Source organism: Sandarakinorhabdus sp., assembly GCF_987265915.1.
In genome coordinates, this window is the sequence record NZ_OZ503948.1 from 2,237,458 (window position 1) to 2,249,552 (window position 12,095).

The following is a 12,095-nucleotide window of genomic DNA, read 5'->3' on the forward strand; positions in this document are numbered from 1 at the left end:
GCTGAGGACGAAATTGGCGCTGATTCGGGCATGGCAGAGTGATGGCAGGCTGCAATGAACCTGTCATCTGTGCGGCGTGACAATCGGCCGGCCCGCTGTCTAAACTGCGTCGAACATCCAATCTGGCATCCAACTTGGGAGATGAACCATGGCCCTTCCAGCGCTTTTCGATCTGACTGGGCAGACTGCCCTTATCACCGGTTCCAGTCGCGGCATCGGCAAGGCCATTGCCCACCGCATGGCGGAGCACGGCGCCAATGTGGTGATCTCCAGCCGCAAGGCCGATGTGTGCGAGGCTGCCCGCGACGAGATCAACGCCGCTGTCGGGCGCGAGGCCGCCATTTCGCTGCCCGCCAACATCGCCAGCAAGGAAAGTCTGCAGGCGCTGGTCGATGCCACGGTCGTCAAATGGGGCCAGATCGATCATCTGGTCTGCAACGCCGCGTCCAATCCCTATTATGGCCCGCAGGAGGGCATATCGGACGAAGCCTTCACCAAGATCCTGCAGAACAACATCGTTTCCAACCACTGGCTGATTTCCATGGTCGCCCCGGCCATGCGCGCGCGCAAGGATGGCACCATCACCATCGTCAGCTCCATCGGCGGCCTGCGCGGCAGCACGATCATCGGCGCCTATTGCATTTCAAAGGCCGCCGACATGCAGCTCGCCCGCAACCTGGCCTGCGAATATGGGCCGGACAATGTGCGGGTGAACTGCATCGCGCCGGGCCTGATCAAGACCGATTTTGCCAAGGCGCTGTGGGATGATGCCGAAACCCTGAAGCGCTCCACCGCGACCGCACCGCTCAAGCGCATCGGTACGCCCGATGAAATCGCCGGCATGGCCGTGTTCCTGGCCGGCAAGGCCGGGGCCTTCACGACCGGGCAGAATTTCGTCATCGATGGCGGGGTGACCGCGGCCTGACTTTGGGGCCTGACTTTGGGGCCTGACTTTGGGGCCTGAGGTTGCCTAACGCCGATCATAATAAAGCTGCCCCATCAACCCGAACAGGCGCACCACATCTGGCGGCGTCTGATCGCCCGAATATTCGCGGTAAAGTGTATCGACATTCACCGCGATGCGTTCGGCATCTTTCCACGACGCGTAGCGGCCAAGGCCGATGTCGCGCGCGGCATCGGCGGCGGTCAGGCCAGCGTCATAGCGGGCGCGGGCTTCAGTGTGGATATAGCCCAGATAATCCGCCACCTCGCGCACGCCGGCCTTGTCGCACAGCGGTCCGTGGCCGGGCACGATCACATCGACATCCATGGCGATGATGCGATCACACGCGGCGATCCAGTTCGACACCGGCCCGGCCCACATGATCGGCGTGCCTTCGATGAACAAGATGTCGCCGGTGAACACGGCGCGCGCGCCCGGCACATGCACCAGCACATCGCCCGCCGTGTGCGCCGGGCCAACCTCGATCAGCTCGACCGCCCGCCCCGCCACATCCAGCGTCTCGCGACCACAGAAGGTCCGCGTCGGTGGGCGTTCGGTGACGCCGGCAAAATCGAACGGCGCGAAAATCTCGGCAAAATAAATGCCGGCCACCCCCATCTGCCCGGCCGCGCCAGCAGCTTTCATCTGGGCCAGCAGCGCCGGCGAAAACGCCTCCATCTCGCGCGCCGAGGCTTCCGACGCGATGATCTCGGCCTGGGGCAAAAGATGATTGCCGTGGGTGTGATCGCCATTGGCATGAGTATTCACCACCTGGCCGATGGCGCGCGCACCAAAGCCGGTGGCGCGTTCCATGCCTGCCAGCATTTCGGCGGTGAGCGCGGTATCGAACAGCGTATCCACCAGCGCCGCGCCACCATCGCCCGGCGTGCCGACGGTGATCAGCCCGGCATTGGACCAGCCCCAGCCGCCATCGGGTTGCAGCCAGGCGAACAGGCCATCCCCGATTTCATGCAGCCCCCGATCATAGCCCATATGCGCCCCCTCATGGTTCCAGTTCGAACAGCATCGTCAATTGCACCGACAGTTGCAATTCGCCGGCCTGAATCGGCGAATCAGCGGCGGCCGCCTCGCGCGCATCCATCCGCAGCATCTTGGGCTCCGGCTGCGGCGCTTCGCCCGCCAGTTCGCTGATGCTGACGATGCGGCCCAGCATGCGGCCGGCGGCGCGCGCATAGAGCGCGGCGCGTGCCCGGCCCTTGGCCACGGCCGCAGCACGCGCTTCGTCCATCGCGACATCCGGCGCCGACAGCAGGAATTCCGGGCCCTGCACTTCATTGGCGCCGGCCTTCACCACGGCATCGATCATCCGGCCGGCATCCGCCAACCTGCGGCTGGTCACGGTCACCATGTTGCGGGCCTGATATCCGGTCAGCTGCGGCGCCTGTTCGGCGACATAGCGATATTGGGCCGACACATTGAGGCCGCTGGTCTGCACATCGCGGTCGGCAAGGCCCGCGGCCTTCATGGCGGCGATCACTGCGGTCATGCGCGCCGCATTGGCCGCCAGCGCCTCGACCGCAGTGGCCGCGGTCGTCACCACGCCGGCCGACAGCCGCACCTGATCCGGCGGCCGCGCCACATGGGCATCAACCACCAGTGTCAGCAGGCCGGGCCGGGCGGCTGCCGGCTGCGTGACCGGCGCTGGCAGCTGGGCTGCCGCCGGAACGGCGAGAAACAGGAACAGGCCGGCAATCGCGCGCATCATCGTCTCCTTGGGTGGATCATGGCTGGAACGTGCCACGCCTTCGCTCGCTAACTTTGCATTCATCATTATGACCATGGCACAGTTCATCTTTCCGGTACTTGAACAAGCCATGGCGGGTGCGACGTCTGTGCACCGAGTGATACTCAAATTCTGCCAGATTGTGGCTTTCTGCAAACACCGACTTAGGATAAAGGAGGCCCTTGCATGCGGTGATGTATTTCGATAATACACCACCCGCAAAGGAAGACGATGGCCATGAACGCCCACAACAATATCCCGCCGACCGCCGCCGCGGAGGTGTATCCGTTTTCACCGGGAGGTGAAGCCGTAGCACCGGCGCGCAGCCGCAACCGCTGGCTGAAGCCGGCATTGATCGCGCTCGCCGTGGCGCTGGCCGGTGTCGCCGCCTGGCAGGCCTTCAAACCCGCTGCCGCCCCGCCGGCTGCCACCGCCAGCAACCTGCCCGAAGTCACCGTGCTGGTGCCCGGATCGACGATGGTCGCTGATACCGTGACGGCACCGGGCAGCATCGCTGCCAAGCGCGACGCCGCTGTTGGCGTGCAGGGCGAAGGCGGCCGGGTGGTGCGCGTGCTGGTGGAACCCGGCCAACGTGTGTCCGCCGGCCAGGTGCTCGCCCAGATCGATCGCCAGGTGCAGGTGCAGGAAATCGCCCAGTTGCAGGCCAGCGTGCGCCAGGCCGAAGCCGACGCCCGCCTCGCCGAAGCCAATCTCGCCCGCGCCGAAAGCCTGGTCGCCAAGGGCTTCATCAGCCGCGCCGACATCGATCAGCGCCTTGCCACGCGTGATGGCGCACTGGCGCGGGTTGGCGTGGCGCGGGCCCAGCTGGGCGCGGCGCGTGAGCGCAATGAACGGCTCGATGTGCGGGCGCCGGCGGCCGGCCTGATCCTGTCGCGCTCGGTCGAAGCCGGGCAAGTGGTTGGCCCCGGTTCGGGTGCCCTGTTCCGCCTGGCCGAAGGCGGCCGGCTGGAAATGCGCGCGCAGATGGCCGAGCAGGATATCGCCCGGCTCAAGCCCGGCATGCTCGCCGATGTCACGCCGGTTGGCGCCACCACCAGCTTTCAGGGCCGGGTGTGGTTGATCGATCCGGTGATCGATACCGCGACCCGCCTGGGCATTGCCCGCATCGAGATGGATTATGCCCCCGGCCTGCGCGTGGGCGCCTTTGCCCGCGCCCGCATTTCCGCCGGGCAGACCAGCCGGCCGCAGCTGCCGCAATCGGCGGTGCTCGCAGATGTGGATGGCAATTATGTCTATGTGCTGGGCAAGGACAATCAGGTCGAGCGTCGCAACATCACGGTCGGCACGGTCAGCGATTCGGGTGTCGGCATCGCTTCCGGCCTGAATGGCGACGAACAGGTCGTGGCCAGCGCCGGCGCCTTCCTGAAGCCGGGTGACAAGGTCCGTCCGGTGCGGGCGCCTGCCGCCACCACCCGTTGATCTGACCCCCGGAGCCCCTGCACATGCGCAATATTTCCGCCTGGTCGATCAAGAATCCGGTGCCGCCGCTGGTGGGGTTCACCCTGCTGTTGCTGGCCGGCGTGCTGTCGTTCCGCGCCATGGACATCAACGATCAGCCCGACGTGGAATTCCCGGTTGCGCAGGTGGTTGTGGTGCAGCCCGGTGCCGCCCCCGAAGAGCTGGAAAGCCAGGTGACCCAGCGGGTTGAAGCCGCCATCCGCAACATCAGCGGCGTGGATGAGGTCAACAGCTTTGTGTCGGAAGGCAACAGCCGCACGTCGGTGCAGTTCGCCATCGGCACACCGATCGATCGCGCGGTCAACGATGTGCGCGATGCCGTGGCCAATATCCGGTCCGATCTGCCGCAGGGCATCTTGCAGCCGCAGGTCAATCGCATCGACGTTGCCGGCGGGCCGATCGCTTATTTCGCGGTTGAATCGACCGCGATGACGCTCGAAGAATTGAGCTGGTTCGTCGACAACACGGTGGCCAAGCGCCTGCTCGGCGTGCCCGGCATGGCGCAGGTGCGCCGGTCTGGCGGGGTGAGCCGCGAAATCCGCATCGTGCTCGATCCCGATCGCATGCAGGCCTATGGCGTCACCGCGAGCCAGGTGAATGCGCAGCTGCGGCAGGTCAATCTGAACGCCGCTGGCGGCCGGACCGAAATTGCCGGCGGCGAACAGTCGCTGCGCGTGATGGGCAACGCCCGCAACGCCGTCAGCCTGGCCGACACGCAGATCAGCCTCGGCCTTGGCCGCGGCGTGCGGCTTGGCGACATTGCCGATGTGCGCGATTCCTATGCCGAACAGCGCGGCATCGCCAAGATGAACGGACGCCAGGTGCTCAGCTTCTCCTTGTCGAAGGCCAAGGGCAGTTCAGACGTTTCCGTCTATGATGCGGCGATCAAGGATATCGAAGCCCTGAAGAAGCAATATCCCAAGGTGTCGTTCAAGCTGATCTACACCTCGGTTGATTATACCAAGGCGCAATACAAGGGCGCCATCGATGCCGTTGTCGAAGGCGCGGTGCTCGCCGTTCTGGTCGTCTTCCTGTTCCTGCGCGATTGGCGCGCAACGCTGATTTCGGCGCTGGCCATTCCGCTGTCGGCCATCCCGACCTTCTGGTTCCTCGATGCCTGGCTCGGCTTCTCGCTGAACTCGCTGTCGTTGCTGGCGCTCAGCCTGGTGGCCGGGGTGCTGGTCGATGACGCCATCGTGGAAATCGAAAATATCGTGCGGCACATGCGGATGGGCAAATCCGCCTATCAGGCATCGATGGACGCGGCCGACGAAATCGGCCTGGCGGTGGTGGCCACCACCTTCTCGATCGTCGCGGTGTTCCTGCCGGTGGCGCTGATGCCCGGCATTTCCGGTCAGTTCTTCAAGAATTTCGGTGCGACCGTGGCCGTATCCGTGCTGATCAGCCTGGCCGTGGCGCGCTTGATCACGCCGATGCTCGCCGCCTATTTCCTGAAAAGCCACGGCACCGCCGAACATGGCACGGGCAAGTGGGTCGATGTCTACATGAAGATGTTGAACTGGGCCCTGGTCAACCGTTTCAAGACGGTGTTCGGCATGGGCGGCGTGGCCCTGATCGCCACCATCTATCTGTTCGCCGTCATTCCCAAGACCTTCCAGCCTGATGTCGATACCGACAGCAGCCAGGTGACAATCAGCCTGCCGCCCGGTGTGACGCTGGCGCAGACCGAAGCGGTGGTGGACAAGGCCGTTGCCATCCTCAATGCCTCGCCAGAAATGGCGCTGGCCTTTGCCGATGTCGATGTCGGCAGCGCCAACATCTATCTGACGCTGCGCAAGGACCGCAGCATGCACCGCACCCAGTGGGAACGCGCCATTGCACCGAAGCTGTCGGCGATCCCCGACGCGCGGGTCGGCTTTGCCTCGCAGAACGGCGGGCCGCAGCAGGGACGCGACATTTCGATCACGCTCACCGGCACCGATCCGATCCTGCTGGAAACCACTGCCCGCAAGGTGGTGAACGAAATGCGTGGCCTGAAGGAAATCCGCCAGCCGCGTGTGGAAGGCGATCTCACCCGGCCGGAAATCACGATCAAGCCGCGGCTTGATCTGGCCGCCGAACTGGGCGTGACCACCGCTGCGCTGTCGGAAACCATCCGCATCGCCACGTTGGGGGATATCGATCAGAACGTCGCCAAGTTCAGCCTGGCCGATCGGCAGATCCCGATCCGTGTCGCGCTGAACGAAAGCGCGCGCCGCAGCCTTTCGACCATCGAAAATCTGCCGGTGCCGACCACCCGCGGTGGCACCGTGCCGCTGAGTGTGGTCGCCGAAATCAGCTTCGGCGCCGGCCCAACCGAACTGCGCCGTTACAACCAGCAGCGCCGCGTGGCCATCGGCGCCGATCTGGCCCCCGGCCTGGTCTCTGGCCAGGCACAGGCCAAGGTCGATGAGCTGCCAAGCCTGAAGAATCTGCCGCCCGGCGTCGAGAAGGTGCAGCTGGGCATGCAGAAGTGGATGGGCGAACTGGTCGCCAACTTCATCCTGGCGGTCATCGCCGGCGTCGTCATGGTCTTCGCTGTGCTGGTGCTGCTCTACAAGCGGGTACTGCCGCCCTTCGTCAACATGCTGTCGCTGCTGCTGGCGCCGCTGGGCGGGCTGATTGCCATCCTTGCAACCGGCAACGTCATCTCCATGCCGGTGTTGATCGGCATGCTGATGCTGCTCGGCATCGTCGCCAAGAACTCGATCCTGCTGGTCGATATGGCGATCGAGGAAATGGAAAAGGGTGTGCCCAAGCGCGAAGCCATCCTGGAAGCCGGGCACAAGCGCGTGCAGCCGATCGTGATGACCACCATCGCCATGGTGATGGGCATGTTGCCAGTGGCGCTTTCCCTGGGCGGCGACGGTTCGTTCCGCGCGCCGATGGGCATCGTGGTGATCGGCGGCCTGATCCTGTCCACTGCCCTGACGCTGGTGATCGTGCCCGCCGGCTTCTCCATCGCGGTCACGGTGGAAAACTGGTTGGCACCGCGCATGAAGCGTTGGTTCACGAACAACGAGGGGACTGCTAAGCTGCCGCGACCAACCCCTGCGGAGTGAGCCTGCCCTGAAACATCTGTTGCCGGAATTGCCGTTCCACCGGATGCGGCTGCTCGCCACGCTGCTGCTTGGGCTGATGGCGGCGATCTTTGTCGCCACGCTGGCGTGGGCCAATCTTGGTTTGGTGGCCCACCCTGCCCTGCCCTGGCTGCGGGCCTTTGCCGAAGCGGCCATGGTCGGCGGCCTGGCGGACTGGTTTGCGGTCACCGCGCTGTTCCGCCATCCGCTGGGCTTGCCGATTCCGCACACTGCGATCATTCCGCAGCAGAAGGATCGGCTTGGCGATACGCTGGCGCTGTTCCTGAAAGACAATTTCCTGAAAACCCAGGTGATCGCCCGCCGCCTGGACGATGCCGATCTGGCCGGCGTGCTGGCGCGCTGGCTGGCCGCGCCGCCGGAGGCACCCATGGGTCGCCGGCGCGGCATGGGGCCATTGATCGCGCAATTGCTGGATGGGCTGGATGATCCCGCCATCGGCCGGCTGGTGGAAGATGTCGTGCGCGATCGGCTCGGCGCGATGCAGCTGTCGCCGATGGTCGCCGATGCGGTGGACATGATGGTTGGCCGCGGCCGCCATGAACCACTGATCGATGCCGCCATCGATTGGGGCCTGGCCACGCTGAGCGATGAGGAGCCGGTGATCCGGTCGATGGTGACGGAGCGGACCAATTGGCTGCTGCGGCTGGCCGGCGCCGACGAGAGCATGTCCAACAGCATGATCGGCGCCGTGCAGCGCCTGCTGGTGGAGATGCGCCAGGATCAATATCACCCGGTGCGCCTGCGCATCGCCGAATCGCTGAAAACCTGGGCGTTCGATTTGCGGCATTTTCCCGAAGCGCAGGCGCGTGTCGAAGGCTTCAAGGCCGATCTGCTCGCCAATCCGGCGATGGGCGCCTGGGTCAAGGGCCTGTGGGGCACGGCACGCGCGGCGCTGTCTGCCAATCTGAACGATCCGGGCGGCAACAAATTGGGCGGCGCGCTGGCGGCGGTGGGCAACCGCATCGAAAGCGATCCGGCGCTGAAGGCCGGGCTGAACAGCGCCTTGCGCCGCGCCGTTGCCGGCCTGGCCAAGACCCATGGGGACAGTATCGTGACTCTGGTATCCGAAACGGTGCGCGGCTGGGATGCCGCCACCATCACCGACAAGGTGGAACAGGCCGTGGGCCGCGATCTGCAGTTCATCCGCATCAACGGCACGCTGATCGGCGGGATCATCGGCCTGGCCATCCACGGCATCGGAACCCTGGCGCCATGATGCTCGACCGTCAGCCCAGCCTGTCCCACCCGCTGGTGCATTTGCGCCCGGCCACGCCGGATGATTGGCTGGCGCTGCACGCCGCCGCAAGCGACCCCGCCATCTGGGCCGGCCACCCGGCCAGCGACCGCTGGCAGGAGCCGGTGTTCCGCGCGTTTTTCGACGACGGCCTCGCCAGCGGCGGCATGCTGGTCGCAGAGAACCCGGCCACTGGCGTGGTGATAGGGTCGTCCCGCTTCGATTACAGCCGCTGCGAACCCGGCGAGATCGAGATCGGTTGGACGTTTCTGGCGCGCAGCCAGTGGGGCGGCCGCACCAACCACGCCATGAAGGCGCTGATGGTCGGCCATGCCCTTGCCGCGATGGACCGGGTGATGTTCATGATCGGCGTGACCAACATCAGGTCGCGCACCGCCATTGAACGCATCGGCGCCACCCTCACCCCACGCATGCTGGTGGCCAATCTGTCCACCGGGCCGGTTGTGCACGTTATCTACACCATCGACCGCGCCGGCTTTGCCACCGGCCCGTTGGCGGCGTTGTGGGCCGAGCGTTTGCCGGCCACATGACAATGCCGGGTGGCGCCTGCCACTGCGCCACGCTACATTGCGCCTATCAGGGGGGATGATGACCAACCGTCTCTATTATGGCGACAATCTCGATGTGCTGCGCCACCATATCGCCAGCGAGAGCATCGATCTTGTCTATCTCGACCCGCCGTTCAATTCCAACGCCGGCTATAATGTGCTGTTCAAATCCGCCACCGGCACCGGCGCGGAGGCCAGCATCGAAGCCTTTGACGATACTTGGACCTGGGGCGAAAGCGCCCAGAATGCGCTTCTCGACATCGCCAGCGGCACCAACCGCCCGCTGACGGTGATGATGGAAGCGATGCGCAGCGCGGTGGGCGAAAACCCGTTGATGGCGTATCTGGCGATGATGGCGGTGCGGCTGGTGGAGTTGCACCGGGTGCTGAAGCCAACCGGCTCGCTCTATCTGCACTGCGACCCGACTGCTTCGCACTATCTCAAGCTGGTGCTGGATGCGGTGTTTGGCGCGGAGAATTTCGTCAACGAGATCATTTGGAAGCGGACTTCCGCGCACAGCAATGTGTCTCGCTCATTTGGTGTCGTCACTGATACCATTTTCTTCTACGGCAAATCATCGAGTAGGCTTTGGAATCAAGTTTATCGAGGCTCGACGCCCGAAACCATAGAGGCCGCCTTTCCACAGCTCGATGCCGACGGAAGGCGATGGCGATCCGAAAACCTTCGAAACCCAAGCGTACGTCCCAATCTTTTTTACCCTTATACGGCTTCAAACGGTGTAACGTATCAGCCACACCCCAACGGCTGGACAGTTACACTTGATAAGATGAAAACATTTGACGCGGAAGGCAGACTACATTTTCCGACCAAGCAAGACGGGCGACTGCGGAAAAAGTTCTATGCGGATGAGTCGCCCGGTATAAAATTGCAGAGCCTTTGGGACGATATCTCAGCGCTCGGTGCTCAAGCCCAAGAACGCCTCGGCTATCCCACGCAAAAACCCCGCGCCCTGCTCGAACGCATCATTGCGGCCTCGTCCAACCCCGGCGATGTCGTGCTCGATCCCTTCTGCGGATGCGGCACGGCGGTCGATGCGGCGCAGAAGCTCGGGCGGAGATGGATCGGCATCGATATTACCCACATTGCCATCGGCATGATCGAAAACCGCATGCGCGAAGGCTATCCCGGCATCGCCTTTGAAACCATCGGCGTGCCGAAGGATCTGGCCAGCGCCGAACGGCTGGCGCTGGATGATCCGCACCAGTTCCAGCAGTGGGTGTGCTGGCAGGTCGGTGGCTACCCGCGCGACAAGAAGGGCGGCGACAAGGGCGTCGATGGCTGGTTCAACTATCTGGCCGAAGGCGGCAAGCGCATCGAAACCGGCGTTATTTCAGTGAAGGCGGGCGAAAATCTCAACCCGTCGATGGTTCGCGACTTCGCAGAAGTAATGCGACGCGACAAACATCGCTTTGGACTGTTCATCCTGAAGGCAATGCCGACGAAGGGCATGCGCGATGCGGCCGCAGCGCTCGACATGGTCGAAACCGATTTTGGACGCTTTCCCGCAATGCAGTTCGTGACGCTTGCGGAATTGTTCCAGGGCCTGAAGCCCAAATTGCCGCCGTTGATCAGCCCGGTGAAAAAGGCAGCGCGAGTGGAAACCCGTGCCAGCCACCAGAAAGGCGCGCAGGGCGACCTGTTGGCCTAGCGAAGGGCGTTCACCGCGCGCTGGATGCGGTTGCAGGCGTCTTCCAGCATCGCGTCCGACGTAGCATAGCTGATACGGAACGCCGGCGATCCGCCGAAGGCCGCGCCGTGCACGACCGCGACGCCTTCGGTTTCCAGCAGATAGGCCGCGACATCCTCGTCATTGGTCAGCACACCGCCCGCCGGCGTCGTCTTGCCGATCAGACCGCTGCAATCGGGATAGACATAGAAAGCCCCTTCCGGGCGCGGGCAGATCAGGCCGGGGGTCTGGTTCAGCATGCTCACCACCAGATCGCGGCGGCGCTGGAAGGCGGCGTTGCGTTCGATCAGGAAGCTCTGATCGCCGTTCAGCGCCGCCACGGTGGCGGCCATCGAGATCGAGCAGGGATTGGACGTGCTCTGTGATTGCAGCTTGGCCATCGCCTTGATGATCCACGCCGGGCCGCCGGCAAAACCGATGCGCCAGCCGGTCATCGCATAGGCCTTGGACGCGCCATTCACGGTGAGCGTGCGATCATAAAGGCCGGGCTCGACTTCGGCGATGCTGCCGAAATCAAAATCGTCATAGACGATATGTTCATACATGTCGTCGGCCAACACCATTACCTGCGGGTGCTGCATCAGCACATCGGCCAGTGCCTGGATTTCGGCGCGCGTGTAGGCGGCGCCGGTGGGGTTGCTCGGCGAATTGAAGATGAACCAGCGCGTGCGCGGGGTGATGGCGGCGGCCAGTTGCGCCGGGGTCAGCTTGAAGCCCTGATCGACCCCGCAATTGATCACCACCGGGGTGGCGCCGGCCAGCAGCACGATATCGGGATAGCTCACCCAATAGGGCGCCGGGATGATCACTTCATCGCCCGGATCAAGCGTCGCCAGCAGTGCGTTGAAAATGCTGTGCTTGCCGCCCGAATTGATGCTGATCTGGTCCAGACCGTAATCGAGACCATTGTCGCGCTTGAACTTGGCCTGCACCGCCGCCTTGCATTCGGGTGTGCCGTCCACGCCGGTATATTTGGTCTGCCCGGCGCGGATGGCGGCGATGGCGGCGTCCTTGACGAAATCCGGCGTATCGAAATCCGGTTCGCCGGCGCCCAGGCCGATGATATCGCGCCCCTGCCGCTTCAGCTCGGCGGCCTTGTTGGTCACCGCGATGGTGGGCGATGGCTGGATGCGGTTGATGGCGGCTGACAGGCGGTTCATGCGGCTTTCCTTGTGCAATCGCTGCCCTAAACGCCAGATTGTTACGGCGCAACCTTCGATCGGCACCGCACCCCGACATCAGGAGCATTACCTAATAGGGCAACCCCGTATTCCCGTGTGGCCCGTCGGCACGCCAAACAGTCTGCACAAGCAGGTT

General features: G+C 64.1%; 9 protein-coding genes. 6 read left to right on the forward strand and 3 right to left on the reverse strand.

All coding sequences use genetic code 11. From position 1 onward, the window contains the following. Positions 1-148 precede the first annotated feature (148 nt). Positions 149-925 (forward strand): SDR family NAD(P)-dependent oxidoreductase, encoded by a 777-nt coding sequence (locus AC6UUM_RS11045; protein WP_500802330.1) that lies wholly within the window; start codon positions 149-151, stop codon positions 923-925. 45 nt (positions 926-970) lie between these two features. Here the strand turns inward: AC6UUM_RS11045 and AC6UUM_RS11050 are convergent, their stop codons facing one another. Beyond that, positions 971-1,936: an MBL fold metallo-hydrolase gene (locus tag AC6UUM_RS11050; protein ID WP_500802331.1), complete on the reverse strand. Its 966-nt coding sequence runs from the start codon at positions 1,934-1,936 to the stop codon at positions 971-973. A 10-nt stretch (positions 1,937-1,946) separates the two neighbouring features. After that, a complete protein-coding gene (locus AC6UUM_RS11055) occupies positions 1,947-2,669 on the reverse strand; it encodes an SIMPL domain-containing protein (RefSeq protein WP_500802332.1) in 723 nt (240 codons plus the stop codon). Positions 2,670-2,924: 255 nt separating this feature from the next. Here AC6UUM_RS11055 and AC6UUM_RS11060 point away from each other — a divergent pair, with 255 nt between their 5' ends. Genes AC6UUM_RS11060 through AC6UUM_RS11080 form a run of 5 tightly spaced genes read left to right on the forward strand, consistent with a single transcriptional unit; the run spans position 2,925 to position 10,739 of the window. Continuing rightward, positions 2,925-4,127, forward strand: a complete 1,203-nt coding sequence (locus AC6UUM_RS11060; protein WP_500802333.1) for an efflux RND transporter periplasmic adaptor subunit — start codon at positions 2,925-2,927, stop codon at positions 4,125-4,127. A 17-nt stretch (positions 4,128-4,144) separates the two neighbouring features. Continuing rightward, positions 4,145-7,228: an efflux RND transporter permease subunit gene (locus tag AC6UUM_RS11065; protein WP_500804957.1), complete on the forward strand. Its 3,084-nt coding sequence runs from the start codon at positions 4,145-4,147 to the stop codon at positions 7,226-7,228. A 43-nt stretch (positions 7,229-7,271) separates the two neighbouring features. Then, the gene (locus AC6UUM_RS11070) at positions 7,272-8,483 is read left to right on the forward strand and encodes a DUF445 domain-containing protein (protein WP_500802334.1); all 1,212 of its coding nucleotides are present in this window, start codon (positions 7,272-7,274) and stop codon (positions 8,481-8,483) included. Beyond that, complete coding sequence (locus tag AC6UUM_RS11075) at positions 8,480-9,052, forward strand: GNAT family N-acetyltransferase (RefSeq protein ID WP_500802335.1); 573 nt, start codon at positions 8,480-8,482, stop codon at positions 9,050-9,052. Before AC6UUM_RS11070 ends, AC6UUM_RS11075 begins: the two co-directional genes overlap by 4 nt. A gap of 55 nt (positions 9,053-9,107) precedes the next feature. Next, entirely contained in the window at positions 9,108-10,739 is a 1,632-nt protein-coding gene (locus AC6UUM_RS11080) for a DNA methyltransferase (protein WP_500802336.1), read from the forward strand. Here the strand turns inward: AC6UUM_RS11080 and AC6UUM_RS11085 are convergent. Then, positions 10,736-11,938 carry a pyridoxal phosphate-dependent aminotransferase gene (locus AC6UUM_RS11085; protein ID WP_500802337.1) on the reverse strand — a complete coding sequence of 401 codons (1,203 nt, stop codon included), beginning with the start codon at positions 11,936-11,938 and terminating at the stop codon, positions 10,736-10,738. The two genes, AC6UUM_RS11080 and AC6UUM_RS11085, sit on opposite strands and share 4 nt — an antisense overlap. Between the last annotated feature and the right edge of the window lie 157 nt (positions 11,939-12,095).

Excerpts from the sequence above, each read along its gene's own strand:
- AC6UUM_RS11050 (WP_500802331.1), bottom strand. The coding sequence starts at position 1,936 with ATGGGCTATGATCGGGGGCTGCATGAAATCGGGGATGGCCTGTTCGCC.
- AC6UUM_RS11085 (WP_500802337.1), bottom strand. The coding sequence starts at position 11,938 with ATGAACCGCCTGTCAGCCGCCATCAACCGCATCCAGCCATCGCCCACC.
- AC6UUM_RS11075 (WP_500802335.1), top strand. The coding sequence starts at position 8,480 with ATGATGCTCGACCGTCAGCCCAGCCTGTCCCACCCGCTGGTGCATTTG.
- AC6UUM_RS11045 (WP_500802330.1), top strand. The coding sequence starts at position 149 with ATGGCCCTTCCAGCGCTTTTCGATCTGACTGGGCAGACTGCCCTTATC.
- AC6UUM_RS11055 (WP_500802332.1), bottom strand. The coding sequence starts at position 2,669 with ATGATGCGCGCGATTGCCGGCCTGTTCCTGTTTCTCGCCGTTCCGGCG.
- AC6UUM_RS11080 (WP_500802336.1), top strand. The coding sequence starts at position 9,108 with ATGATGACCAACCGTCTCTATTATGGCGACAATCTCGATGTGCTGCGC.
- AC6UUM_RS11070 (WP_500802334.1), top strand. The coding sequence starts at position 7,272 with ATGCGGCTGCTCGCCACGCTGCTGCTTGGGCTGATGGCGGCGATCTTT.
- AC6UUM_RS11060 (WP_500802333.1), top strand. The coding sequence starts at position 2,925 with ATGAACGCCCACAACAATATCCCGCCGACCGCCGCCGCGGAGGTGTAT.